The following is a 25,422-nucleotide window of genomic DNA, read 5'->3' as shown; positions in this document are numbered from 1 at the left end:
ACTGAATGGTAAATGTCAATACGTACTATGTATCGCTTATTGGGGAACGAAAGTATTTATCTCAAATCACTTCTCGGAGTTGAAGGTTGCCTGTAATATCGCTTTATAGTTTACAATTGTTTGAAACAACAGTATGTAAAGTATGATAGCTGATTGCTCTGGAAGGTGTCAGTCTATTTTAACGATATTGGTTTCAAAACCAAACCGGACAAGTGTCTTCCAGCCTTCGTCCGGTTTTTTTATTTTATAATGTACAGTTATTTTGAAAAAGGGATTAGAGACTGCAATCCAAACAGGAAGATAAGTATTGAAAGACTTGTAAAACTTATCAAGGTCAATGACACACCAGCAATAAAGGCCATAAGAGCACTTGATGCAACACATCCTAAATATACAGCAAACAAAGTCAAGCTAAAGAGATTTCTGCCAAATATCACACCATGCTGCACTGTAACCTATCGTGATGATGCCAGTATAAAAGAGTTCAGCGGTTACATGTACTTCGACATAGATAAAGAGGGCGATGCATTGAATTTGAAAAGCAAAATCATAGAGAAGTATAGGGATTTCATATCAATGATATGTTTGTCTTGCTCAGGACAAGGTTTGTCTTTCTTTACAAAAGTTGAAAATGAGATTACTGCTGACAATTTCGATAGTATAAGGCGATATATCTGCGAATATATTTTCACTGATTTAAATTTAGATCCTCAAACGAAAAGTAAGTCCAATGCCTGGTACATATCATACGATCCTGATTGTTATTATAATCCTTCTGCCATAATAGAAATACCGGAACAGTATATTCTTACAAAAGAAAAGAATCTTGAAAAAAGTGCAAAGCATAATATTATTACTTCTTCTTCCGATTGTTTACAGAATGCACTTTCTCAGTATGAACGTATTCCTATCACAGAAGTGATAAAAAAACTAAAGTTCAAAACAGAAGTTGAAGTGAAGAATAGGATATTCGACATGAGACCTGTTGACTACTGTCATGTTTTTTTGCCACCTGCTTATAAGATACCCGATGGAAAGAAACACGCAGTTTTTGCTCAAATAATTCACAATCTCTATTATATGAATCCAGATGTTGATCCGGCATATATCTTTAACTACATAAAATGGTTGAATAAAAATAAAACTGTAACAGAAGCAACTTTCAGAGACCTACAAGGACATTTCAATTTCATTTATAATGGCATTAAAAATACTGGCGAAATCTATCCTGTTACAAGAACTAAAATCTTTCATTGCAAAGAAAAGACAATTTCACCTTCTCAAAGAAGATCATTGGCAATTGAAATGGCAAGTTTGTATAAAAGGAATAAGACTATAGAGGCTATAACTATTGCTAAGGAACTATTAGAAATATTTAAATCGAAAAGTGCAAAGCATAATATTATTAATCCTTTCTCCGATTGTTTACGCTTTGCACTTTCTAAGAAACCTACACAGCAAGAGGTTCATGATTTGATAGAGATTGTTGCTGCAAGGAAAGGCTGTAAGAAAATTGGCATAAGGACGATAAAGAAATACTGGAAAGAAGAACAAATAGATCTTGATGCGATTGTTAAATACAAAAATAAAACGATGGAGATAACTTACATTCCTATAGTTGGTTCCAACGACATTGAATTTGAATGCGACATTGATGACGATGTAGAAATAGCTAACGGTAGAGTTTTGGATACTCAAATTCTTGACAAAGTTGACAGTATACACTATTGCTTAGCATCAAACGAGGCAGATTAGAATTGTCAATATTGATATGCACTGCAACAGTTAGTATTTCAAGATGTTGTTATGTACATTTAGCTGAAATAAGAATTGGCTATGAAAATAAAATCGCTTGAATTGATAAATGTAAAAAGTCACGAAAATACCCTTCTTGAACTGTCGGAGAACATAAACCTTATAACAGGGGCTAATAACTCTGGGAAATCAACAGTTATAAAGGCGTTATATAATCTTCAAAATCGATCCTTCGATAAGTATGATATTAGAACATCTGCCACTTATGCGAAAACTTACATTAGTATTGTTGATGTGTCGGAAATTGAAAAGACAGTACTTTATTCAAAAAGCGATAAGTTGAATAGAACTGGTACCAGTTTTACAATAATGTGGGGTATATATAGCGTTAATGGAGTTGAGGAAAATCTATTTTACAATTCCCAAGATAAAGTCAAAAGAGTTAAGGGCGATCGTGTGGAGTTTCAGAAGGAGTCTGATTTTAAGGAGAATATTTCTGATTTTCCCCGATTTTCAGATAATGAAAATTTAAACAATTTTATTTATCCGTTTCTTTCAAAAAGAAAAACAGAGTACTATGATACTAATACCGGTAGAGATCAGACATTTAAAGTCTCTGACACTCTAAGAAATTTGTCTGCAAAAATCATCAAAATTATTTCAAGTAGAAATAGTGATAGGTACAACAAGCTATGCGAAGATATTCTTGGTTTCAGAGTCGGTGTGATTCCAACAGAGAGCGCGAATGGAAATGAGCCTGGAATGTATTCTGTCAATTCGTCAATGATTCCAATTCGTTCAATGGGCGATGGGGTAGCTAATATAGTAGGCTTCATTGTTATTCTACTTACGGAAAACAACAAGCTTTTTTTAGTTGAAGAATTAGAGAACGATATACACCCAAAGGCACTAAAAAAATTGCTTGATTTAATTATTGAAAAGGCAAGCAGTAATCAGTTTGTCATTTCCACACATTCCAGCATCGTTTTAAAATATTTAGGCGCAGCTCCAAAGAGCAAAATTTTCTTTTTCGATTGGAAAGCAGAAACGAAGATTGATGGAATCAATGAAAATGTACCAACTACCACAGTAAAAGAGGTCGATAATAAGCCGGAAACCAGATTGGATATTCTTAGTAAATTGGGCTACGATTTTTTTGATTTTGAGTTGCACCAGTCCTACTTAATATTAGAAGAATCATCCGCAGAATATGTTATTCGTGATTTCCTGATTCCCAATTTTGTACCAGAACTTTACGGAAAAATAAAAACAATAGCTGCAAAAGGGGTACAAGATCTTGAAGTCAGAGTTCATGATTTCAATAGACTATTTGTATTCATTCACACCAGTCCAATGTACTATAAAAAGGCTTGGGTGATTGCTGATGGAGATAGTGCTGGCAAGGAGTGTATTAGCAAATTGCAGAGCGCCTTTAAAACTTGGCCGACAGAACACTTCTCCACCTTTGTAAAGGATAATTTTGAAGAATATTACCCAGAACGATTTCAAGAAAAAGTTCAAGCCGTACTCAAAATGCCCCATGGATTAAAAAAACAGGATGCAAAAGGAGTACTTGTTAAAGAAGTCATGTTGTGGGCACTAAGTAATCGAGAGGATGCATTAGCTGAATTTAAGCAGTCGGCAGCAGAAGTTATCAAGGTATTGAAGTCTATTAATACAAAACTGAATAAGAGTATTAAATAATCATACCCTCTTATCGTAACGACAAAATAAACAAGGAACTGCTATTGCTGCTCAGAAAAGCGATTTAAAAATTGTCAAGATAGACTCAATCTTAAGCTAAGCAAATCTATCCAAACAAATCTATCAATTCTTCCGGTGTGCCTTTTAAAAAGGAAAATTTGTCCTTGAGCTGAACTATAATTTTTTCATTGAAAACGGATTTTTTCGCGCTTATTCCTTTGTCGTATGTGCAGAAAAAATCTAACTGATTTGAAATGTGGAGTGCCAGCGAATCTCCGTCGCTTCTTTCACTAATTAAAGCGCTTAATTTTTTTGGACTTCCTTTATATTGTTGAATTGCTTCGTGCGGTTTTAAATTAGAATTTTCTAAAAGTCCTAATTCGATTTGAAATGCTTTATAACCCACATCCAATTTATCTATCTCATTAATTACTTTGGAAAATCTTTCCGTACCAGCAAAAAAGTCTTCATCCGGCAAATAATACCATTCTGGTTTTATGGCAGGATTAGTAAGCTTCCCAAATCGTCTATCAGGCAAAATTTTAAAACCTGAGTCGATCGCCATGGGTAAAAATACATCATCCTGAATCGAATTGCCCGGGTGTATTTGAGGATTTGATCCAATTGTTATGAAAGGCCCATTGCTTGTCGCGATTATAGGGTTGTTATTTGACAGGATTTCCTGTCTTATTTTTTTAGTTAGAACTTCATAAGTTAGGATAGTTTCAGAAATAAACGGCTCAATCATGCCTGAATGGATAAGCTGATTTATTTTCCTAAAGACATTTCTCTTATTGTCGGAAATGAGCGCTTGTTTTTCAGGGGCAACAACAAACTCATAAACATTTTTATCAAAAGTTACTTTTAAGCTTTTCAATTTATCAAATGTATTTACGTCTTAATTATTATGGTAGTAATAGCCACGTCCAACTTGAATAATTTGAACTAAACAATCCGTAGAATTTTTGCACTAAAGTCATCAAGAAGATAAACGCGATGAAATTTCGATCTTATATTATTTTCAAGTTTGTTTTCGTTAACCTCAAATGAATCTTTTGAAGCTCCGCCCGTGACAATTAAAAGCCATTGTTCTTTAAGGTCCGAATTCATTTTATATGATTCTATTAAAGCGTCTTTCTTCGCGATTGCGCGATTTAAAGTTGGGCTATCTAATTCACTTACGTAGTGAGCGCCGCCATTATAACAAAATGCAACTTGAGAGTGTTTCATTATTCTCACCTCTTCAATAAATGAAGGCTTGTCTATTGGTTGTTCTGTTACTAACCCATAGATATATTCACAAATTGACCTTCTCAATTGAATACTATCTTTTTTGGCGAAAGAGTAGTTTTCATCAACCAACCGGCAATTAGCCAATAGCTTGTATTCAGGATACTGCACTTCAAAGTCATTAGCAGCGTCATCAAACAGCTTCCTAAGTGATCGATACTTCTCTACTTTATCTGCAATCAATACTTGTTCGTGCTCTAATCCTATCAATTCGCCGTTGTGGGAAATAACAAAATCAGGGCTATCAGCATGTTTTACAATATGCGCATTCTCGCTTAAGGACATTATGAACTTACCAACATGGCAAAGCTCTGTAACTTGCTTCTTTCCAAGGTTATCTGAAAGAAATGGTCTAATTATAACTTCAAGCTTTTTCTTATGCTCTTTTACTTGTGATATTTTTTGCTGAAGGTCTGCTTTATCATTTTCAAACATGTAGGACTCATTATGACATAAAACTACAATCTTAAACCTTGCATAATTCAATTTCTATTATCTGAAATTTTTCAGTAAAAAAATACGTACCCGCATTCCAATGATAATAAAGATAATAAACCAACTCATGAGTGCCCCCGCAGAACTGACTTGCTCGATATTTGCACCAAATGGTGCGTCTTTAAATTTTTCGGGATTTTTATTCAATCGCAGTTTCAAAAGAAAATATGCAATTACCACCCCAATTAAATATATGTAGAGCGAGTTCACTAAATATACCATGTGCTTATTTATATATTATGAGGGATCTAACTGAAGGAAAATTTGTTATCAAAGGCATTCTAATCGATCACATTTTTAGGTAGTCCATTAGTTAATTGATTCTGTATGTTCTTTAAATTTCGTCTGAACATATTGGGGCCGTTTGACACTGAACCCATCTGTTGCCTGTTGCGTAAAATCTGTCCGTGCTGTCCAATATAAAATTGAATTGTCTCGTCTATTTGTTCTTTCGTAAAGCCTCGGTCTTCTAAATCAAGTTGGTTATAATTATGTGTCTGTAAAGCAATAAAAAGGCTATCAACTTGATTAAATTCAAGTCTTTTCTTTTCTGCAATTTGGCCTTCAAGGTAACCCAGAATAATACAACAATACCATTTGCTTATCTCCGCTGCATCATCTAAAACCTTACATAATTTCATCTCTATTTTCATCAACGCAAGTAACCATGAAAATGGGTTAGACATACTAAAAACATATCGTGGGTTTTCTGTCAATTCTATTAGTTTGAAAGAAATAGAAATAATATTTTCGAAATTTCTAAATGATACATGTTCAAATGCCAAGACAAGGGCGTCAACTATTTCTGTTTCATAATCAGCAGATAAGAATTCCATAAATAATTTTGCAACATTGGGCTCTACATCGTTAGGCAAAATCTTCATTTCTAATGTTCGACGTATTTTGTCATGTTTTTCTTTGCCTGTATGATTGGTAGAGCTAATGTAATTTTTCAAGTTATCGAGCTCGAAATTCAAAAGTACTTCACGGTGAATATCTTGATTGAGAAACGTCAAATCAAAATCATTGCCTTTATCAAAAACTTTAGAATTGATTTCAGTTATTAATGATGTTAGTTCATCTGGCGATGATAATACGAGAGTTGTCACATTCTTCTTTTTTAACTCTTCTTCCTTTACTTTGTTGTGGCTAAAGGAGATAATGTAGGAAGGCGGTAGATTGTCTGTTCCGTAAAATTCACTATGTTTTTCAAAAATGTACTGAATGTTTTCATCACCAAAACCATATCCTAAGAACAAAACACTTTTTCCCAAAATATGGCTACGGAAGAGTACATCTAATGGATGTCTTTCAATTTTTAAACGTTCGTCATAATCACTTCGTGTAAAAACAATACTTTGGTCATCCTGAAAATCGCCGTGAAATTTAATGATTTGATTTGAACCATGAGGAGATGCGACAATGTCGTTCAATCCAACGATTTTTAGGTATTTTTTTGATATTAAGTCGGCAGCTTCTTCTAAAGCATTATCATAGTTAGTTGTATAAATTATTGGGGGATTCATCGCCAGAATCTTAAGGTGGTTTTGATACGTATCTGAAGTGCGTATTTTCAACGCACACAAATCTCTTAATTTCTCTATCAATTTATCTCTCCCAAACTGTATTTGATACTGCTCCGCAATTAGTAAATTATCATCAATATTTTCGCAATTTGACAATTCCGATTTTAATGTTTCAACTAATCCTCGCCAGTCAAGTGCCCCACACGGTTTACTCATCCCTGCACCAAAAAAAGGAATGATTTTGAATTCAGAAATACCAGAAACAATTTTCTCTATAATGTCAATTTTGTTCATAGGGTCTTTATGTAAATAGTTATTATTTATCATAGTAAAGTTAAGCTCAAATATGACAGTTTCTTACTTTGAAGTGTATTTCGATTTACCAACTCGGAAATTGTCAATATTGACATAAACAGCGCAAATTTTACATACTGTGTATTTGAAGATCAGCTACCGTAATACATTATCGAATGCAGATAAAAGAACTCGCTATATCACTATAGTTGCCCGATCAATTCTCTGAAATGTGCATTTCTCGCTGGACCATAAAAACGTTTGTAGTCATCAGTACCAAAGATGTAGCTTTTATCATTGTTACAGTAATAGCAAGCCAGGACACAGTTGTCTTCATTGTAACCCAAATGATTACTCTTCTTATCTATTTCAAGTACTGGTCCTCTTGCACCACCACCTCCGACAGCACGAGTCGCTAATAATCCATTTTGAATCAATCTTTTTATGTCTATAATTGATGTCTCACAATAATGGCACTTGCATTCCTGAAGACGCAATTGATTTCCGTACCATGTAGAAAGCTGATGTGCATTTGCAAAGCCGGGAAAATGTTTAGTCCTATTGTAGCGACCCAATACTCGAATGATTTCTTGACTAATATACTGTTCGTTCATCGTTTTTTTTGACAAAAGTAAGAGTATATAATATACAAATAATTATTCATAATTGCTTCATAATTAATCAAAATGTAGATAATGATTCATAATTTTTATTAAATAATTCTAATCCGTTGACACTCAACAACTATAAAATTACAAGGTAGACTTTTAGCAAGACATCTAAATAAAAATATTTGAAAAAGAAATTTTCACTCATTGTTGACGTCGAAAATGATGATTAACCCTCAAGCCGACAGGTCCGATGCCTGGATCACTCCAGGCCATGCTCAGCTGGGTTGATGCAGCATGTCTTTTTACTAACAACTCTTACTTTGTGCCATTCTATGCTATTCTTCGGGTTCAATATTGACTCCGGTTATAGGAGGAGTGCGGCACTATAAAGTCTAATTATGGAGGTTAACGAGAGCATCTGAAAAACATATTGGAATTTCTATATGAATTTTCCCATTTCGAGCTATAGAAGCTCTATATAATAATCCATACTTTTATTTCCATGTAAAGCGCATAAATAATTTAAACATGAGTACACAACTGGTGTTAAATTGGTCTGATTTGGCTCCTTACGATCAAATAGGGAAATCAGTTTGTAGGCATCGAGGCGTGTACTTATGGGGCTTTCAAATAAATGATGGCTTCGTCCCTTATTATGTTGGAATCGCCGAAAACATGCGGCATAGGTTAGGGCAACACATTTCAGCAATTTTGAGTGGGGCTTATACTATCTATCACAAAGACTCACTTTCCGATTTCGTATCTCATAAAGATAAAAAGGTGTTAGGGGGTTACTTAACTGGAAAGGTTTACCAACCAATGTTGCCAGATAGCCTGGTTACATTTATACGAGACCGGGAATTACTTCGACCGCACATTGATTTCATGCTTGACAGCTTAATGTTCTCGACCGCCACGGTGGATAGTACGATAAACCTAAAGGCAGCAGAAAAGGCATGCATTATGTCAATAGGCAAAAAGAATCTCGCTAACAGCAGGGGAGGCATCGTTACAAATCTACCGTTAGCTGTTACAGGAGACACTAATGTAGTCGCATTGTTCTATAAGATATAATTTGTGAAGATCTTTATATTAGAAATTGTAAAGGAAAACTACAAATTCGTAAGTTTGGTAAAAAAAGGTCATGTATAAGACGGAATTTGTCACTGCCGAAGAATATGCAGAATATCTGAAAAGCCCAAGACCATACCAGCCTCGCTCTGTACTCGACTATTTGAAGATCGATGTAATTAATGAAAGAGGGATGCAAGTAATAGGTAAACTAATGTATAGACATTCCTCGGCGTACGATCTCTATATTGGAGCATGGACGTATTTGAAAGAGTCTGACACACGTTCAATTTCACCAATTGCTGATTTTCTCACTAAAAACAAGCCGTTCTATGTGACGCACGGTACAAGGTTCCTTCGGGTGCAAGACATCGTGAGCGACAAAACGGGCAATCTGATATTGTATTTTGAGCATCACGATCTTTCCAGTTTAAATTAGAGTGTTGTGCGTTGTTCGCTTACGGCTTTATGGTCGAACAGTAACAAGCAGCACTGGTGTCAGAACTCACACAACGGAGCTTCTGGTACTCGAAATTCAGTCGGAATGCAAATCATGTAAGAGCACAGAGCAAGGCGGTTCCATGTCAATACTGACATCCGTGGAGTGAACATGGTTGGTTCGATTATTTATGTTGTAGTCTTGGAATATATAGGATTGTGTGTTTATATTTACCGTAAAGGGACTATATGGGAAGAACTATAATTGAAACGTTTGATACCAGTAATTATGAATGGGTGAATATCGAAGCACTCAATGGGGGTAAGAAGTTTGCCAGTATCAAACAACTGATATACCAAGTCATGAAGGATGGAAATATATCTTACTATGGTAGGATAGCACTGGATAACAACGGGTCTAATGACTTTGATAAGGAGGTTGTAAATACATCATCTCGGGATGTATTGGACTTGGACTTCGACATTGTTGTTAACTACAAGGATAAGAATTTACGTCCTCTACAAGTCAAGAAGTTAAAGGGAGTTCAAATAAGTGGGAGTGAGAATTCACAAGGATATACTGTGTATAATATTTTGTTCTTAGGTACAACTACCAACTAAGACCTGTTCCAGGATTCAACATAGCTCGTCAAGTCTTCGGCAACAACGGTCAGTTTAGATTTCATAACAGCTTTACGTGGTGCGGCAGTAGGATTAGATATATTTCTTTGAAGGTCGGTAATACTCACGACATAGATGGTCGCATCGTCCGAATAAGAAGCCAAGTCTTCAAGGATAAGGTAGGTCTCTGCCAGGTTTTCATCTGGAAGTCGGTTTACTATCTTACAAATCTGTCCTTGCTTCGTAGGTATCTTGTGAGTGGTCATATTCTTTTCGGTTATAACCGAAGATAACAGACGCGGAGTATCGTAGTGTATGCATTCCCGCAAAGCAAATGCAAAACTTCGGAATAAATATTAACTCTGTGTATTATATTTGAGTCCAATAGACGTATCGCAAGTTCAATAATGAGAAGATTATGAGTAAAGTCCCTATAGAGATAATAAAGGTGGTTAACGAAAACCAGTATCGTGGTGATGCTGTACGATTCCAAGTTGTAGTTCGAGAAAAGGGCCAGAACTGGGATAGGTGTTTCGAGTGCGGATTGGACGACCTTATAAAATTTCGCACAGAGCTATCTGTAATTATCGATTCGATAAGCTGGTATCAGAAGTTGGGAATCGAAGCCGCTACTGCGGCACACATCGAGAAGGCTAATACAGCCGATGAAATATGTTCCAGTTGTAACTTTAAACAATCGAAAAACTGTGTGACCTGCCTGACGGTATTACAAAGTCCACTCGAACGGAAATTATACCCTAAACTATTGGAAAGTAATATTTATTTCGAAGTACAGTTTCCATTAAATAGGTTCGGCAAGAAAGCTCACATCAATAATTCGGAAGAGAAAGATTTACGTTTAAAATATGCCGATCTGCTTACCCAGCCTGACTTCTATCTTCCCAATGGAAGAAGGCCGATATGCGTTTATACCGATGGACATAGCTATCATGAGCGAACCGAGGAACAAGCTAAGAGAGATCGGGGAATAGATAGGAAGCTACAGGAACTGGGTTTCGTAGTAATGCGTTTCACAGGTAAAGACGTTAGAGAGTCGATTGATAAAGTGGTTGGCGACATCAGGAAAATGGTTGAAGCAAAAAATTAAATAATGGGGCTTTTATCAAATCTTAATAGGTTTCTTGAGTCAAGAAAATAGGTTTAGATCAAATTTAAATTGAAAAAAATCATTATGGAAAGCTTTTCGAAAAGACACGGATATAATTCTGTACAAAAAGAAATTATTTTGAGAGAGGATGCCCCTACTGGGCTACGAAGTTTTCTTATTCAAAGTCTCTACGCTTATGGTTACACTCCTAAAGCCGTGCGACTTTATATCTGCCAAACATTAAGAGTTGCACCGGATACACAAAATAATTGGGGTGATGATAATGTACGATATGAAATACAAGATTTAATTGATAATTGCGATTGGTTTAAAATTTATGATATTATTGAAGCATTATATCATCAAATTGAACGACGCCATCAAAGCCGATTTACAGACGAGATAAATGAATATTTCAAAGTAAATGGAATTGGGTGGAAATTGGAAGACGGTCAAATTACATATCGCGGCGAAGAATTTTTTGAAGCTGATTTGCGAAAAGCAGAAGATATAATGGTTACCGCGGGATTGAATACGGCGAAAAATGAAATTCAGGAAGCGATAAATGATTTGTCCCGCAGACCAATACCCGACATAACAGGTGCCATACAACATGGTGTTGCATGTCTTGAAGTAGTAGCACGAGAAATAGTTGGTAATAGGAATGAAACCTTGGGGGCGTTGATTAAACAAAATAGAAACATAGTGCCTGTAACTATAGATATTATTATTGAAAAAATATGGGGCTTTTCTTCTGAAAAAGGAAGACATCTAAAAGAAAACGGTGAGCCCAGTTTTGAAGAAGCTGAATTAATGGTAGGCCTCTCTACGTCAATAGCAATGTATCTAATAAGAAAGAATAAGGATTTGACTGTGACATCGACTAAAGATGATTTGCCATTCTAAGTATATCTCTTGGTATGTATTTTATTTTTCCGAATTTTAGTTTAATATTATAATATGTCTCTTGATCTTAAGTCCCTCGGAGCAAAACTAAATCGATGTAGAGAACAGCTGCAGTTGTCTCTAAATGAGGTTGAAAAAGGCACTGGGATATCCATGTCAAGGATTGAAAATTATTAGAAAGGTGAAAGTGAACCATCAGGAGATGAAATATTGATATTTTCAGATTATTACAAGCAGGATTATGTTTTCTTCATCAGTAATCAAAAGCTTTCAGCATCAGAACAAATTGATATTTTATATCGCAAACATGGAGAGTCTTTCTCCAAAGAAGATAGGTGGACAATACAAGAGTTTCTTTTTCTCTGTGAAAGCGAGCAATTTTTATGGGACGAGCTTAGCTTTAAACCTAACAGGTTCAATTTCACCACAAGCGGCACTTTTTTCAAGGCACACGGAGAACAAGGTGCTAATGCACTTAGAACGCACTTAGGATATAGGCCAAATACGATAATAAAAGACCTTTACTATGATCTGAGAAATCTTGGAATCCACATATTCAGAAGACGGCTTTCTAATTCGGATATTTCAGGATTATTTATCAACCATCCTACAGCGGGAAAATGTGTACTTGTAAATTATAATGAAGATGTTTTTCGCCAGAACTTCACAATTGCTCATGAAATAGGGCATTCAGTATTTGACTCTGATAATGAAATCAACATATCTTTTTTAAATGACGGCAAGGATAATAATCTAATTGAAATCAGGGCAAATACTTTTGCATCGAATTTTTTAATTCCCAAGGAAGCAATTAAGAATTTGAATGTTTCTATTTGGACGGAAGAAATTGTTACTACGCTTGCACTCCAATTTAAAACTAATATTCTTCCACTCTTGATTTCTCTAAAAGAAGCGAAATTTATTAATCAAACTCAGTACACAGCTTATTCAAAAATAAGAATCCCTTCAAACCAAAAAGAAGACCCGGAATTAGCTTTATCAGATGGTAAACTTAAAGAAGCAAAAAGAAAATTAATGGAAAGAGGATTGTCTTCTTTTTATATAAATAAGTGCTTTGAAGGTTATACAAAAGGATACATATCAGAAAGAAGATTTGCAGAGATGCTACTTACAAATGAATTTGAATTGCCATTAATTCTTGAAATGTTTTCTTTAAAACTGGACTATGGAAATTGACGTAAGGGAATTTGAGAAAATAAATATCATAGATAGTTGCTCACTATGGAATGTAATATCTTCAGCACTTCTATTAGCGGCAACTTTAAATAGTAAGTGTTTTTTTTCGATAACTAAGTTTGTCGAATATGAGTGCTTATTTAAAAGGAGGAGAGGTATTGACGAAAAAGAGCAAGTACTTATTAATAAGCTGCAGTCACTTCTAACTAAGCAAACTGTTAGTAGTTTTAACTTAAGTATAGCAGATTTACAAGAAGTCGAGTTGATGCAGAATAGAAAAAAATTAGGATTGGGGGAGCTTTCTTCAATAGCATTTGCAAAAAGAACCAACCAGGTTTTTCTTACAGATGATCAAAAAGCAAGAAAATTTGCAAAGAAAATTTTAGGAAACAGTAGAGTACAAACTACACCACATTTATATGGATGGCTACTGTTTAATCAACATTTAAATGAGAGTGACTTAAGTCAGATTCTCCAAGAACACATTTCTAATAACAGACCGTTGGCGCCTTATATCAGCGAGGTCCATCAAGAATGTCTGAGGATTAAATTGATGGTGAACTGATGTCAATATTGATATAGTTACTACATCCATCCGCAAGCGGTTCGGACTCTGTGAGCATTCCCGTTAGCGGGTATTGTATGTGAATGAACAATATCTAATTGCGGTACCGGCAATGTCAGTGCTGGGATCATTGCACCGCGGCTTAAAACAACAACTCCCATAATAGTACAGTGAAGACCCAATAAGTCAATGTAATCTTAGGTAGACTGGTATCCGTACATCGCATTCATTCAAAGAGGTATCAAATAATATTCAAACGCAGCTTCTCTTGGTGAGGTAATATTGGCAAGGACAGCGTTAGGACTCATTGGTGGATTCATCTCCTGCATTGAAAGCATCCATGCCCACAATGGAACGTCCAATCCGGTAGTCAACCGAATATTTGGTCTTCCGGCTTGTCGAATGCCCGTTAAACATCTCACCAAAGTGGATTACTACCCCCGCCTTCACCGATGACAAAATAGATTCGTTTCATAATTCAAGACACAAAGGAAATTGTTACTTAATTTCTACAACCGTCACATCCGAGTCGATTAATATCTCATTAGAGTAATCGAGCTTCTTGCCCATCGAAGTAATATATTCTGTTGAGGCTGTACCGTTCCAGTAGTTTATTAGCAATGGCTCTTCCTCTAAAATTGCCCCAAAGTAATTACCGGCAAACGATGTACTCAAGTAAGATATAACTTCATAGTTGTGTCGGCTTATTAAGGTGTGACCGGTAGCATCGAGAACATATACACTCTTTGTAGGGTTACCAAGTGAATAACCGGTTGAAATTGCATCATTATCAAACGCAAATACGCAATCCAACCTGCTCACGGAAGTAGGTGAGTGTTTAACCCTAAGGTGTTCCATATAATACTCGAACGCTATAGCTATCGGAGTACACTTGCCATGAATATAGTCCTTCCACGTTCCTTTACCTATAGTGCCTCCAATCGGATATAGTCCTGCTGGGTCAACTCGAACAATCATAATTCTAATTTTTATGTTTTCTACAATGTGGTTTCTCTATAATAGGCGGTAAAATAAACAGAAAGGTTGAATGCTTTCTAATATATTTGTTATAACGATAAAGAAAATGAATTCTTAAGCAGAATGGCGGAATTGGTAGACGCGCATGTTCGCAAATCATTGTTGTGCCAGGCATTAAACATATTATCGGTAAACATTAAGAATCGCTACTGTAGCGGCTTTCAAAGCGTCATAGTGCAAATTATAGTGCAAGACGTTTGAACACTAAAAAATATAGGCATAAAAAAAGAGCTGCAATTGAATGCAACTCTTTGTATTTCAGTCAGTTAGACTGTGTGCCCAGAACAGGAATCGAACCTGCACTACCTTGCGATAACCAGATTTTGAGTCTAGCGCGTCTACCAATTCCGCCATCTGGGCAATCTTTGATGCAGTGGGCTAAGTACCTATCGTACTATCTGCGTCGTTGCGGGATGCAAATTTATTAATTCTTTCCTGAATCCGCAATAAATATTTCTTCCGAAAATACATATCTTTTATTTGCAAGAGTTCGGCCTGGTTAGGAGTATCATTATTGTAGGTTGTTGTCAGCTTGTCTGCAGCTGCCTTCCAGTCGGCAAACTGCTCTGCCAGCGTGCTTTCCAGCTGTTCGCGCAGGGTAGTGTTCGTGGGCAGTTCCTCATACTCTGTCACCGCCTCATTTATATCCATCATCTCCATCAGGAAGGCCGGTGGCAGGTTATATTTCTCCTCATCCTTCAGCACGTCGTGCATTTTCAGCACATAAGCCATTGTAGCATCGGCGTTAGATAGCGTTTTGTAGGCCTTATTATTCAGTGCCGCCATGGTCAGTGCTTCCAGCATTTGGGTATTGCCGGCCTGTGTAAACCTGTCCGGGTGATACTGCCTGCTCAGCTCATAGAACCTCGCTTTTACTTTGGCTGCATCCGGGTGAAAACTAACGGGTAATTGATATAATTCGAAGTAGTTATCCATTGTTATTTTATTGCCCCTGTCTGCATGTTTATGACCTTTGTCAAGGTTGTGGGTAAGGGATTCGTTATCTTTGCGCCCAAAATTACTAAAGATGCTCCGTATAGGACTAATAAGAGAAAGAAAGACTTTACCCGATGATCGCGTTGCCTTTACCCCCAAGCAATGCGCGTATATACTGGCTCACTACCCCGATGTGCAAATTGTTGTAGAACCATCTCCCCGCCGTTGCTTTGCCGATGCCGAATATGCTGCCGAAGGAATAGAACTGAATGACAACCTCAATGACTGCGATATACTACTTGGAATTAAAGAAGTGCCGGTAGATAGCCTGCTCCCAGGTAAGACTTACTTCTTCTTCAGCCATACTAAGAAGAAGCAGCCACACAACAAAAAACTCATGCATGCGCTTATAGAAAAGAACATCCGCATGATCGATTACGAATGCCTCACTCATGCCGATAACCAGCGTATACTGGGCTTTGGTTTTTATGCAGGCATAGTAGGTGCGCACAATGGCTTACTTACCTATGGTAAGAAGACTGGCTTGTACCAATTGCCTGCTGCCCATGAAGTAAGAAGCTTTAAAGAATTGATAGCAGCTTATGAACACATAAAGCTGCCGAATATGAAGATAGTTGTAACGGGCTCCGGCAAGGTGGCGGCAGGTGTGTTGGAAGTATTCACTCAGCTCGATATTGAGTCAGTAGAACCATTGGACTTCCTCACCCATCAGTATGAGTATCCTGTATTTACGCACCTTAAGGGTGCCGGTCTATATGCCCGTAAGGATAACGACATCTTCCTGCGCGATGATTTCCACGCGTACCCTGAGGCTTACAAGTGCCTGTTCTCTTCTTACATCAACCAGACAGATATTCTCATGAATGGTATCTATTGGGAACAGCGCATTGCCCGCCTGTTTGAGAAAGAAGAGATCAAACGCAACGACTGGCGCATAAAAGTGATTTCAGATATCACCTGCGATGTGGATGGTTCTGTACCTATCAACGTCGGTTCTTCTACCATTGCCGATCCTGTTTATGGTATCGATCGTACTGATTTTTCACAGACCGTACCATTCCTCAACAACAATGATATTATTGATGTAATGGCTGTAGATAACCTGCCTAATGAATTGCCTTGCGATGCATCGCAATACTTCGGTACCCACTTCGAAAAGTACATCCTTCCAGAGATACTAAAGGGAGATAGTGATATCCTTCGTCGTGCTACCATCTGCGAAAATGGTAAGCTCACCAAAAAGTACGAGTACCTGAGCGACTACGCTTATTAATTAATTCAAGGAATGATCTAAATCGATAACGGGGTAAATAGCGGTAAGCTGTTTGCCCCGTTATAATTTATAAAGCCTTGTCAGTGGCACGATTTTGCGGCAATTCAACACCAACACACCACTGATCTTAATGTCATCTCTAGTTCGCGTCCAAACGGGCTTAGATATCATTGACGCTACAGGTATATTTCATGTGTTGCACAACATAACTCAATGAACTGGCACACATTAGACATTGCATCCGTTTTTTCAAAATTGTCGTCGTCAGATGCCGGACTTACTTCTGCTAATGCTGCGGCTGCGCTTACTAAAAATGGCCCCAACAAGTTAAAAGGGAAAAAGAAAAAGTCCGCCTGGAAGATATTCTTCGAGCAGTTCAAAAATTTCATGATTGTCGTACTCGTTGCGGCAGCTATTATTTCAGGCATTGCCGGCGATCTTGTTGATACCGTAATTATTCTGGTCATCGTATTGCTCAATGCCATCATCGGTTTCGTAGAGGAGTACAGGGCGCAGCAAACAATGGAAGCCCTTAAGAGATTAGCGGTATCAGAGGTAAATGTTACCCGCGATGGACAAACCAAAAGAATTCCGTCTCAGGATTTGGTGCCCGGTGATCTGGTCTTGCTCGAGACGGGTCAGATAGTGCCTGCCGACATTCGGCTAATAGAGCTCCACTCGCTGCGTATAGAGGAGTCGTCGCTAACTGGCGAGTCTGTTCCGGTAGATAAAACCACAGAGCCTATTGCCGATGAAGGAATTCCTGTAGCAGAGCGACTGAACATTGCCTACAAGGGCACAAAGATCACTAACGGAAGGGGTACCGGCGTGGTGGTGGAAACGGGTATGAATACCGAGGTGGGTAAGATAGCGGTGCTACTGCAAGAGGAAAATGTGAGTACACCGCTACAGCTCAAAATGACCGACTTCAGCAGGAAGCTATCATACATCATCATAGCGCTGTGTATAGTTCTTTTTGGTGTAGGGTTGTTAAGAGGGGAAGCTCCTTTGAATATCTTGCTGATCGCTATTTCACTTGCGGTAGCTGCCATTCCCGAGGCGCTGCCTGCGCTTGTTACTATTGCGCTTGCAGTGGGTGCCAAGAGATTGGTGAAGAAGCAGGTAGTGGTAAGAAACCTACATGCGGTAGAAACCCTTGGGTCAGTAACTTTTATTTGTTCAGATAAAACAGGAACATTGACCCAGAATAAAATGAACGTGGTAGAGGTAAAGCCAGCAGAGGGTTTGCCAGCATCTCCTGCTGCCGATGTATCGTTTCTGGAGTGGTCCATGGCGCTTAATCAGGATGTAGTAAAAAATGAAAAAGGGGAGTGGCTCGGTGATCCTACCGAGATTGCCATGACCAGCTATATAGATGAAAAACACCCCGGCGGAAAACTGGAAGAGATACAAAAGGAATACCCTCGCGAGCGGGAGTTTCCCTTCGATGCCGACCGCAAACGGATGACAACCATTCATAAGTTTGAAGATGGCTTTATCGCCATCACCAAGGGTGGTGCTGGTGCTGTTACGTCCATTCTAGACCTTCCTGAAGCAGAACAAAAAAAGCTCAACGACCAGGCTGCTGAAATGGCAGGGAAAGGTATCCGTGTGTTAGCCTATGCCTGGAGAAAACTCACAGAAGTTCCATCCTCCGATAAATGGGACGATGTAGAACAGCAAATGGTGTTCTCAGGTTTCGTAGGCATGGTAGACCCGCCCCGCCCCGAAGCAAAGCAAGCAATAAAGGAATGTCTGGAGGCCGGCATAAAGCCGGTTATGATCACCGGTGATCATATTGAAACAGCCTCTGCCATTGCACGGGAGCTCGGAATACTTGCCACTGATGATCTTGCCGTGACCGGTAAGGAACTTGCAGCTATGAGTGAAGAAGAGTTGGATGCAAAAGTGGAGCACATAAGGGTTTACGGCAGGGTATCGCCCGAGCAGAAGCTCACTATTGTAAAGGCATTGCAGCGAGAGAATCACTTTGTGGCAATGACGGGCGATGGATCAAATGATGCCCCGTCACTCAAGTCGGCCAACATAGGCATAGCAATGGGCATTACAGGCACAGATGTAAGCAAGGAGGCGGCTTCAATGATATTGCTCGATGATAATTTTGCCACCATAGTCAATGCCATAAAAGAAGGTCGCCGCATTTATGATAACATCAGGAAGTTTGTCAAGTACATTATGGCTTGTAACAGCGCCGAGATACTGATCATTTTTACGGCCCCTTTGATAGGTTTGCCCATGCCTTTACTACCCATTCATATTCTTTGGATAAATCTCGTCACAGATGGATTGCCCGGCCTGGCGCTGGCCGGTGAAAAGGCGGAAAAGAATATTATGCAACGCCCGCCACGCCCAACAAGCGAGAGTATGTTTTCAGATGGTATAGGCTATCACATCATATGGGTTGGTATTCTCATGGCAGCGGTCGTTCTAGCTACGCAGGCCTATTCTATTCATCTAAAATCGGGTCACTGGCAAACAGAGGTATTCACTGTTATTCTGCTATCACAGTTGGGGCATGTATTCGCCATAAGGAGTGACAAAGAATATATTTTCCGGAAAGGGTTCTTTACCAACCTCCCAATAATAGGTGCTATATTGCTCACATTCATCCTCCAGTTAGGCATCATCTACCTGCCATTCGCCAACAAGATATTCCGCACACAACCACTGACAATAAAGGAACTGTTGGTTTGCATTGCCATATCTACCATTATTTTCTTCGCAGTGGAGTTCGAAAAAATGCTAAAGAAACTCTGGGCTAAAACACACAGAAAGTAACTCGCATAACATACTGAAATGCCCTGTGCTCACTGTCTTACTTACGGTATCTTTATAGGGAACTGTTTAGCTGTATTTCTTTTTCATTTTCTTGAAAACTACCACAAGAACAACTACCGATGCTACAGCTGTTATTGCCATGCTGTATATAGCTTGGCCTATAGGCATGCCCATATGTCCATCATGATAAGGAGGGTCAATGTAACAAACAAGCTGAAACGCTAGGATCCAAAACCCTACTGTAACTATGCACGATATGAGCAACGAGACAATAAACCAAATAAAAGGATTTTTTTTCATGGCCCGGTAGTTTACCTCGCCGATTTCATTGCCTTAACTACTCCCAGTGTGGTGTCGTTTTTCAGTCGCTTATACTCCGGTGTCTCGCTTCCTACTAATGCTATATTACCTTCTTCATTACTATGTACGCCCCATCCATATCTTTTTGTAAGAGCCGATGCGCGCATACATGGCTGGCCTTTAGAGAAAAAGGCTGCTCTGGCTGTCTTTAGCTCATCTTCATGCAGATCATTCTTCTCTGCATATACCCCGAACAGTACATCATCAGAAGTAAACTCATACGGATGCTTACTGATCATATCATACTGTATATTGGCCGCCGATTTTTTATCTCCCTTTACCGGCGGCACCTCACCAAAGTCAATAGGGCAGTCATCGGCTATCGCAATAAAGGTATTAATGCAGTTGGTAGTATGTGTTTTCATGCTTTACAATTTTAGTAAAAAAACTGCAAATTATTATAGCGAATATGACTGCATATCATCGCTCCCATCCTTCTATCTTGTAATTCTTTTCTATCAATTTTCGCTCGTTCCCACCGTTTGCGGGTATAAACCACACCTCAAATCTTGCCGCATAGGGTTTCCCCCAGTCACCTTCATAAATAGTGAATGTGCTGCTCGTGCCGAATCTCACAAAAGTATCGGCCATGTTGTGCACGTCTATCACAGTTTGGTTAAACAGTTTGTATTCAGACAACGGCGTATTCTCTGTTACTTCGTACGCTTTTAGATAGACCGTGCCGTCACCAATATTACTTATCCATACATCGTATTCAAAAAGTCCAGGTTGAAATGCATTGTAGAGTTGAAGATCTGTTTTTGTTATCTTTCTCGTAGTAATGCTGTCCGGGTGGCCGTCACCATATTCTATAGAAACCGGATCTTCTATTTTGATATTTGTGGGTATGGTCAGCTTATCAGCAAAGGAATCGGTAGGCACCATGAAATCGAAGAAAAACAGAAAAACAGAAAAAATGATAAAAGCAATAAACCCTGCGCCCGCCACTGCTATATTGTAAACTGCATATCTCCGATCCCCTTTGGAAAAGTAATGGATAATTGATATAACCAGCTCCAGGCACCCTGCGAGAAACGTGGTGCCTGCTATGTTTTGAATAACATGCGATTCAAAAAAAGCTCCGACTACATAAAAAATAAATGAAATCGCAAAGAAATTAGCCGGCCGCTTCCAGGTGTAAAAGAAGTAATTGAAAAACCTTTTCATAGCGTATCTCGGAGTACTTATGTTTTAATAGTCGTAAGTATAAAATTATTGAATCGGTGAAAACATCAGGACAGGTTCTTATCTCTTATCAATAAAAAATATCAACACCCCCATTACCCCGCCTATAATAGTACCCACTAGTATCAGCAATGTGAGTAATCCTTCCTTCCACCTGCCATTAAAAAACTGGTAGATAGCCGATCCGAAAGCACCTGCAAACCCTATAGCAAAAAGAATAAAGCAAAATGTAGCAACAGTATTGTAACCCAGATATATCGTTCTCAGGTACAATAGAAACGCAATGGCACAAAACAATATCGGCCTCAACCAATTATCAAAACAGAAGCGTATTAGCTTGTCCATTGCACAATGCGTTTTAAAACTGCAGATAAATAGGCATCACCGGTGTGCTCGATTTGAACTGCGCATACACAAACAGAAATACCACAAACACTGCAATATACGCCACAAGCGGCGCTTTCTGTAATCTCGGAATGATCCGCTCAGGTAAGTTGTCGGGTATCATGTGGATCACATAACCCAGCAGCATCAAGTAAATGACATTGTGGTAGTTCTCAAAGAACTCCCTCCATACATTAATGTCAAAATTATAGACGATCTGGTGGATCATGTCCTTGGCTATATTAAAATTAATAGCCTTAAAGAAGATCCAGCAAAAGCATACGAACAGGAAGGTAAGCAGTTGGGCAAAGAAGTTGTAAATGAAGTTCGTATCAAACCGTTTGATAAAGCCGTCCGCTATTTCCATCCATATCTTGTGTATGACCAGTGCAGTGCCATGCATGGCTCCCCATACAATAAATGTCCAGTTGGCCCCATGCCAGAAGCCGCCCAGCAGCATGGTAATGAACAGGTGAATATAGGTACGGAACTTGCCCTTGCGGTTACCCCCCAGCCAGAAGATGTACAGGTAATCCTTCAGCCAGCTCGATAATGATATATGCCACCTCCGCCAGAACTCTGTAATCGACTTACTCTGGTAGGGAGACAGGAAGTTAGGAGGTATTGTAATGCCCAGCCACCGCGCTATACCTATGGCCACATCGCTGTAACCACTAAAGTCGCAGTAGATCACTATGGCATAGGCAAAGAGGGCTACAAGGCACTCTAATCCCGTATGTCTCGCAGGGTCATCAAAAATGTAGTTGACCAGGTTCAGCGTCAGGTAGTCAGATATTACCAACTTCTTAAACAACCCTGAAACTATTAGATAGAACCCTTTGGCAAAATCAAACTGGGTGATCTCATACGGCTTGTGCAGTTGTGGTATAAAATCCTTAGCCCTTACTATTGGCCCCATCATCAGCTTAGGGAAGAAAGACAGGAACAACAGGTAATTGATAAATTTCTTCTCCGGCGCAAACTCTCCTCTATACACATCAATAGTATAACTGATATTCTCAAACGTATAAAAAGAGATACCTACAGGTAGCAATATATTTAGCGGACTGATACCTGTAGCAAAGAACTGATTACTGAACGCCAGGAAGAAGTTGGTATACTTAAAGTAGAACAACATGCCCAGGTTGCCGATAATACTGAGCGCAAGCAGCGCCTTCTTGCTACTTATCTTTTGTCGGGTATAGATAAGGTTGGAAAGCGCGTAGTCTATCACTGCCGATAGCAGCACAAGCCCCACAAACCAGCCACTGGCCTTGTAAAAGAAGTACAATGAAAATATACTTACTATAAAACTGCGGGCAGTATTATAGTTCCTGAACATAAAGTAAAGGCTGATGAATACAGCAAAGAAATAGACAAAGAAGCCATTATTGAACAGCAATGGGTTCTTGGCATCATATAAGAATTGATGCAAAAAAGCCTGTGTGTCTAATGTTGGCATATGTGCCTTTCCAAGTTCAAACATGGTTATTATTGAGGGTCGGTCTTTAATGGGTCGGTCTTCTTTACTGCAAATACCCTTATCGGGTAACTCGCCTTATTCTTTAATGATTTTATTCTCCTGTTCAGGTTCAGGTTTACTGTGTATGCCTTCACCGAGTCTACTTCCTGTGCCGACCATACCCACGAGCCGTGGCCTATTTTACTAAAGACGCTGTTTATTTTAGCCGGATAGTTTTTGCCATCGGTGTATACAAATCCTTGTCCTGCCGTCGATGTAGTATCGTATAGGGTGATGATCTGATTAATCGTCGGTAGTGCCCAGTGGCCACCCCCGCTGGTAAGGTTCGCTGCCCACTGGCGTGCTTCATCCCACGTATAGTCTTTATCCTCAGCTACCATCCACTCTATGCCGGTACGCTTGTCAATTATACTGCCATAGTTGGTTTTGGTGTAATGGTTCAATGCTGGTTTAGCTATTGCCTTTTCTGCAACTGTCCCAACCGTCGGTTGCGCCACAGGTGCCACGGTTGGTGTTGTGGCCGGTTGAGGCTGCGCCTTAGGTGCCGCCGGGTTATTAGCTTTCTCATAATCGTTCATGAACGATGTAAAGAACAGGTTGCCTAATATCTCTGCGCCTCTGCCATTAGGATGCACATAGTCATGCCCCGCCAAGGTAGGAACGCTGTCAGCCCACCTTACAATGGTGCCTGCTCCACCCATACTGGCAAACATATTGTAGAAGGCCATCCCATTATCAAAAGCCATCTCTGCCTGTGTTCTCACCAGGTTATCAATACCCACTGCCGATCTTGCCTCCTCACCATACCTGAACCCTCTGTCTGAGGTACTCACTATAAGAAACTCTGTATTCGGGAATGCCGCGCGCAACTTCTGCAGCACCTTCATCATGTTCCTTTTGTGCCAGGCAAAGTCGGTATTATCGGGCCTGTACAAAACATTCACGCCATACTCAAGTACCACAAGGTCATAAGGATTTTGTTCCTGTACTGCCCTTATAAAGCTGGTGTCCAGCTTACCAAGTTCTTCTCCCGATATACCCCTGAATGAAAAGTTATCTACCACCACACCATTCTGCGGCTCCAGTGATATACCATACACGGGCAATTGATTATTTTGTACACCAAGAGTTATGCTATGGTTAGTAGAGCTATCCAGCATTAGCCTGTTTAGTCGTTTAGGTGCTGCAAATTGCCTGCCTTGTCCGTTCACTGTTATAGCCGCACTGCCTGCACCGCAAATAAGGCTTTTTTCAAGCCTTTGTGTACTATCCTTATCTAGCGTATGATCTTTGATGGTCACTGAGCCATTGCCCGTGTAGTAAAGGCGGCCGGACAAGAATAGTGGCCTGGTCAGTTCTTTATTCTTAAAATTCTCTTCTATCCAGTCACCTGTCCACTTTTGTGATACGGTGGTTCTGAATCCATCAACAGTTACCGATGTAACCGGCACAAACCCCACGCCATATCCACCAAAAAACTGCTGCATCTGCTTGCGGAAGGTCTTGGTGAGCTGGTCGCCTTCTATAAAGCTATCCCCAAACCACGCTATGCGCACCTTGCCTTTTTTACTTTGTTTCAGGGCATATAGCTTGCGCATGGTTTGCGGTAGGGCAGCAACGGTATTGTCGGTAGAAAAAGAGGTAATGGTCTTAGACAGCAGGTACTTTTTAATGTCTTTAGGCCCTGTTGGAGCATCAGCAACAGCCGTTGTAGCTATCTTGTTTACCGAATCCTGTTTCTGTTGTATGGCACTAGAATCAACACTTTTTACCCTAACTACATCCGCTACAATGCTTAAGTTATCCAGGCCGAAAGAATACGCAGGGTAGATAGAGATCAGTACAGAGTACCCCAGGAGAATGATCGTAAACACCAGCGTGAATACGACTACATTCTTATTATAATTCATAAAAAATGTTGTGGAAACTTATTCCGACACCAAACTTAGGATAATTAAAATCCACCGCAAAAAAAACTACATCTATTTACTATTTCTTTTGCCTCTTCATAGATTTGCCGGCATCTTGCAGTTCTCTCCCGAATGTCAGGGTGAGGCTCTTGAACCCGTGACATCCGCGCGGACATATTCGTTTATACTCCCTAAGCCGTCATTGGGAGGAGTTATTCCGGTTGCCCAGCAATCATCATCCAATGACAGGAAGTAAAAGAAGCGGATCGTTGCGAGGGGTTATTCGGGTAGGCCAGCAATCATCATCAATGACAAAAAGTAAAAGAGTTGGGTCATCCTATGTTTGCAATAGCAAGTAAATAGAGATAATTTAGGTATTGAATCATTGCAGAAGAAAAGGGGTAAAGAACAAGACTGAGGTTTGTCATTGGGCATTAAGCCTGTTCGCAATG

The 25,422-nt window shown here is 39.3% G+C and carries 24 protein-coding genes and 1 tRNA gene; 11 read left to right on the top strand and 14 right to left on the bottom strand.

What is annotated here, in order from left to right; all coding sequences use genetic code 11:
* The first annotated feature begins 249 nt into the window (after positions 1-249).
* The gene (locus CJD36_RS16755) at positions 250-1,755 is read left to right on the top strand and encodes a BT4734/BF3469 family protein (protein ID WP_105040360.1); all 1,506 of its coding nucleotides are present in this window, start codon (positions 250-252) and stop codon (positions 1,753-1,755) included.
* 81 nt (positions 1,756-1,836) lie between these two features.
* Positions 1,837-3,459 carry an ATP-dependent nuclease gene (locus CJD36_RS16750; RefSeq protein WP_105040359.1) on the top strand — a complete coding sequence of 541 codons (1,623 nt, stop codon included), beginning with the start codon at positions 1,837-1,839 and terminating at the stop codon, positions 3,457-3,459.
* Positions 3,460-3,565: 106 nt separating this feature from the next.
* Here CJD36_RS16750 and CJD36_RS16745 read toward each other — a convergent pair whose 3' ends face one another.
* The 4 genes from CJD36_RS16745 to CJD36_RS16725 form a co-directional block, all read right to left on the bottom strand.
* Positions 3,566-4,336, bottom strand: coding sequence for a hypothetical protein (locus CJD36_RS16745; protein ID WP_105040358.1), 771 nt, complete (start codon positions 4,334-4,336; stop codon positions 3,566-3,568).
* A 68-nt stretch (positions 4,337-4,404) separates the two neighbouring features.
* Positions 4,405-5,184 carry a hypothetical protein gene (locus CJD36_RS16740; RefSeq protein WP_105040357.1) on the bottom strand — a complete coding sequence of 260 codons (780 nt, stop codon included), beginning with the start codon at positions 5,182-5,184 and terminating at the stop codon, positions 4,405-4,407.
* A 341-nt stretch (positions 5,185-5,525) separates the two neighbouring features.
* Positions 5,526-7,064 carry an SIR2 family protein gene (locus tag CJD36_RS16730; RefSeq protein WP_161499351.1) on the bottom strand — a complete coding sequence of 513 codons (1,539 nt, stop codon included), beginning with the start codon at positions 7,062-7,064 and terminating at the stop codon, positions 5,526-5,528.
* 203 nt (positions 7,065-7,267) lie between these two features.
* Positions 7,268-7,693: a hypothetical protein gene (locus tag CJD36_RS16725; protein WP_133162681.1), complete on the bottom strand. Its 426-nt coding sequence runs from the start codon at positions 7,691-7,693 to the stop codon at positions 7,268-7,270.
* Between the two features lie 510 nt (positions 7,694-8,203).
* Between CJD36_RS16725 and CJD36_RS16720 the strand changes: the two genes are divergently transcribed.
* From CJD36_RS16720 to CJD36_RS16710, 3 genes are all read left to right on the top strand, one after another.
* Positions 8,204-8,749: a GIY-YIG nuclease family protein gene (locus tag CJD36_RS16720; RefSeq protein WP_105040353.1), complete on the top strand. Its 546-nt coding sequence runs from the start codon at positions 8,204-8,206 to the stop codon at positions 8,747-8,749.
* 70 nt (positions 8,750-8,819) lie between these two features.
* Complete coding sequence (locus CJD36_RS16715; RefSeq protein ID WP_105040352.1) at positions 8,820-9,185, top strand: hypothetical protein; 366 nt, start codon at positions 8,820-8,822, stop codon at positions 9,183-9,185.
* A 248-nt stretch (positions 9,186-9,433) separates the two neighbouring features.
* On the top strand, positions 9,434-9,805 hold the full coding sequence (locus CJD36_RS16710; RefSeq protein ID WP_105040351.1) for a hypothetical protein: 372 nt from the start codon (positions 9,434-9,436) through the stop codon (positions 9,803-9,805).
* On the opposite strand, the gene CJD36_RS16705 is transcribed toward CJD36_RS16710, so the two are convergent.
* Complete coding sequence (locus CJD36_RS16705) at positions 9,802-10,134, bottom strand: hypothetical protein (protein WP_105040350.1); 333 nt, start codon at positions 10,132-10,134, stop codon at positions 9,802-9,804. The genes CJD36_RS16710 and CJD36_RS16705 overlap by 4 nt on opposite strands.
* An 89-nt stretch (positions 10,135-10,223) precedes the next feature.
* On the opposite strand from CJD36_RS16705, the gene CJD36_RS16700 reads away from it, so the two are divergent.
* From CJD36_RS16700 to CJD36_RS16685, 4 genes are all read left to right on the top strand, one after another.
* Positions 10,224-10,913 carry a DUF559 domain-containing protein gene (locus CJD36_RS16700; protein ID WP_105040349.1) on the top strand — a complete coding sequence of 230 codons (690 nt, stop codon included), beginning with the start codon at positions 10,224-10,226 and terminating at the stop codon, positions 10,911-10,913.
* An 84-nt stretch (positions 10,914-10,997) separates the two neighbouring features.
* The gene (locus CJD36_RS16695) at positions 10,998-11,819 is read left to right on the top strand and encodes an AbiJ-NTD4 domain-containing protein (protein ID WP_105040348.1); all 822 of its coding nucleotides are present in this window, start codon (positions 10,998-11,000) and stop codon (positions 11,817-11,819) included.
* 210 nt (positions 11,820-12,029) lie between these two features.
* Entirely contained in the window at positions 12,030-13,016 is a 987-nt protein-coding gene (locus CJD36_RS16690) for an ImmA/IrrE family metallo-endopeptidase (protein ID WP_161499350.1), read from the top strand.
* On the top strand, positions 13,006-13,581 hold the full coding sequence (locus tag CJD36_RS16685; RefSeq protein ID WP_105040346.1) for a hypothetical protein: 576 nt from the start codon (positions 13,006-13,008) through the stop codon (positions 13,579-13,581). The genes CJD36_RS16690 and CJD36_RS16685 overlap by 11 nt, the downstream gene beginning before the upstream one ends.
* Positions 13,582-14,079: 498 nt before the next feature.
* Here CJD36_RS16685 and CJD36_RS16680 read toward each other — a convergent pair whose 3' ends face one another.
* From CJD36_RS16680 to CJD36_RS16670, 3 genes are all read right to left on the bottom strand, one after another.
* Entirely contained in the window at positions 14,080-14,559 is a 480-nt protein-coding gene (locus CJD36_RS16680) for a hypothetical protein (RefSeq protein WP_105040345.1), read from the bottom strand.
* 336 nt (positions 14,560-14,895) lie between these two features.
* Positions 14,896-14,979: transfer RNA gene (locus CJD36_RS16675), tRNA-Leu, on the bottom strand.
* Between the two features lie 18 nt (positions 14,980-14,997).
* Positions 14,998-15,555 carry an iron-sulfur cluster co-chaperone HscB C-terminal domain-containing protein gene (locus tag CJD36_RS16670; protein WP_105040344.1) on the bottom strand — a complete coding sequence of 186 codons (558 nt, stop codon included), beginning with the start codon at positions 15,553-15,555 and terminating at the stop codon, positions 14,998-15,000.
* Positions 15,556-15,646: 91 nt separating this feature from the next.
* On the opposite strand from CJD36_RS16670, the gene CJD36_RS16665 reads away from it, so the two are divergent.
* Together CJD36_RS16665 and CJD36_RS16660 are read left to right on the top strand one after the other, a co-directional pair.
* Positions 15,647-16,849, top strand: coding sequence for an NAD(P)-dependent oxidoreductase (locus tag CJD36_RS16665; RefSeq protein ID WP_105040343.1), 1,203 nt, complete (start codon positions 15,647-15,649; stop codon positions 16,847-16,849).
* Positions 16,850-17,062: 213 nt separating this feature from the next.
* A complete protein-coding gene (locus CJD36_RS16660; protein ID WP_105040342.1) occupies positions 17,063-19,648 on the top strand; it encodes a calcium-translocating P-type ATPase, PMCA-type in 2,586 nt (861 codons plus the stop codon).
* A 66-nt stretch (positions 19,649-19,714) separates the two neighbouring features.
* On the opposite strand, the gene CJD36_RS23045 is transcribed toward CJD36_RS16660, so the two are convergent.
* The 6 genes from CJD36_RS23045 to CJD36_RS16635 all read right to left on the bottom strand — a co-directional run bounded on the left by CJD36_RS23045 (position 19,715) and on the right by CJD36_RS16635 (position 24,970).
* The gene (locus CJD36_RS23045; RefSeq protein WP_133162680.1) at positions 19,715-19,948 is read right to left on the bottom strand and encodes a hypothetical protein; all 234 of its coding nucleotides are present in this window, start codon (positions 19,946-19,948) and stop codon (positions 19,715-19,717) included.
* Between the two features lie 11 nt (positions 19,949-19,959).
* Entirely contained in the window at positions 19,960-20,373 is a 414-nt protein-coding gene (locus CJD36_RS16655) for a DUF6157 family protein (RefSeq protein WP_105040341.1), read from the bottom strand.
* 55 nt (positions 20,374-20,428) lie between these two features.
* The gene (locus tag CJD36_RS16650) at positions 20,429-21,175 is read right to left on the bottom strand and encodes a hypothetical protein (protein ID WP_105040340.1); all 747 of its coding nucleotides are present in this window, start codon (positions 21,173-21,175) and stop codon (positions 20,429-20,431) included.
* A gap of 78 nt (positions 21,176-21,253) precedes the next feature.
* Complete coding sequence (locus CJD36_RS16645; RefSeq protein WP_105040339.1) at positions 21,254-21,538, bottom strand: hypothetical protein; 285 nt, start codon at positions 21,536-21,538, stop codon at positions 21,254-21,256.
* A 13-nt stretch (positions 21,539-21,551) separates the two neighbouring features.
* Positions 21,552-23,012: an MBOAT family O-acyltransferase gene (locus CJD36_RS16640; protein WP_240609374.1), complete on the bottom strand. Its 1,461-nt coding sequence runs from the start codon at positions 23,010-23,012 to the stop codon at positions 21,552-21,554.
* Between the two features lie 56 nt (positions 23,013-23,068).
* Complete coding sequence (locus CJD36_RS16635) at positions 23,069-24,970, bottom strand: GDSL-type esterase/lipase family protein (RefSeq protein WP_105040338.1); 1,902 nt, start codon at positions 24,968-24,970, stop codon at positions 23,069-23,071.
* Positions 24,971-25,422 lie beyond the last annotated feature (452 nt).

The organism is Flavipsychrobacter stenotrophus, from assembly GCF_002954265.1.
Classification (GTDB): Bacteria; Bacteroidota; Bacteroidia; order Chitinophagales; family Chitinophagaceae; genus Flavipsychrobacter; species Flavipsychrobacter stenotrophus.
Note: the sequence above shows the minus strand (reverse complement) of the source record. Positions and strands in the feature narration are given on the sequence as shown.

What these genes read in the sequence shown, in the direction of transcription:
- CJD36_RS16680 (WP_105040345.1), bottom strand. Translation starts at nt 14,559, where the DNA reads ATGATTGTTCGAGTTGACCCAGCAGGACTATATCCGATTGGAGGCACT.
- CJD36_RS16655 (WP_105040341.1), bottom strand. Translation starts at nt 20,373, where the DNA reads ATGAAAACACATACTACCAACTGCATTAATACCTTTATTGCGATAGCC.
- CJD36_RS16750 (WP_105040359.1), top strand. Translation starts at nt 1,837, where the DNA reads ATGAAAATAAAATCGCTTGAATTGATAAATGTAAAAAGTCACGAAAAT.
- CJD36_RS16645 (WP_105040339.1), bottom strand. Translation starts at nt 21,538, where the DNA reads ATGGACAAGCTAATACGCTTCTGTTTTGATAATTGGTTGAGGCCGATA.
- CJD36_RS16755 (WP_105040360.1), top strand. Translation starts at nt 250, where the DNA reads ATGTACAGTTATTTTGAAAAAGGGATTAGAGACTGCAATCCAAACAGG.
- CJD36_RS16740 (WP_105040357.1), bottom strand. Translation starts at nt 5,184, where the DNA reads ATGTTTGAAAATGATAAAGCAGACCTTCAGCAAAAAATATCACAAGTA.
- CJD36_RS16660 (WP_105040342.1), top strand. Translation starts at nt 17,063, where the DNA reads ATGAACTGGCACACATTAGACATTGCATCCGTTTTTTCAAAATTGTCG.
- CJD36_RS16685 (WP_105040346.1), top strand. Translation starts at nt 13,006, where the DNA reads ATGGAAATTGACGTAAGGGAATTTGAGAAAATAAATATCATAGATAGT.
- CJD36_RS16700 (WP_105040349.1), top strand. Translation starts at nt 10,224, where the DNA reads ATGAGTAAAGTCCCTATAGAGATAATAAAGGTGGTTAACGAAAACCAG.
- CJD36_RS16670 (WP_105040344.1), bottom strand. Translation starts at nt 15,555, where the DNA reads ATGGATAACTACTTCGAATTATATCAATTACCCGTTAGTTTTCACCCG.
- CJD36_RS16730 (WP_161499351.1), bottom strand. Translation starts at nt 7,064, where the DNA reads ATGAACAAAATTGACATTATAGAGAAAATTGTTTCTGGTATTTCTGAA.
- CJD36_RS16720 (WP_105040353.1), top strand. Translation starts at nt 8,204, where the DNA reads ATGAGTACACAACTGGTGTTAAATTGGTCTGATTTGGCTCCTTACGAT.
- CJD36_RS16710 (WP_105040351.1), top strand. Translation starts at nt 9,434, where the DNA reads ATGGGAAGAACTATAATTGAAACGTTTGATACCAGTAATTATGAATGG.
- CJD36_RS16665 (WP_105040343.1), top strand. Translation starts at nt 15,647, where the DNA reads ATGCTCCGTATAGGACTAATAAGAGAAAGAAAGACTTTACCCGATGAT.
- CJD36_RS16695 (WP_105040348.1), top strand. Translation starts at nt 10,998, where the DNA reads ATGGAAAGCTTTTCGAAAAGACACGGATATAATTCTGTACAAAAAGAA.
- CJD36_RS23045 (WP_133162680.1), bottom strand. Translation starts at nt 19,948, where the DNA reads ATGAAAAAAAATCCTTTTATTTGGTTTATTGTCTCGTTGCTCATATCG.
- CJD36_RS16650 (WP_105040340.1), bottom strand. Translation starts at nt 21,175, where the DNA reads ATGAAAAGGTTTTTCAATTACTTCTTTTACACCTGGAAGCGGCCGGCT.
- CJD36_RS16715 (WP_105040352.1), top strand. Translation starts at nt 8,820, where the DNA reads ATGTATAAGACGGAATTTGTCACTGCCGAAGAATATGCAGAATATCTG.
- CJD36_RS16635 (WP_105040338.1), bottom strand. Translation starts at nt 24,970, where the DNA reads ATGAATTATAATAAGAATGTAGTCGTATTCACGCTGGTGTTTACGATC.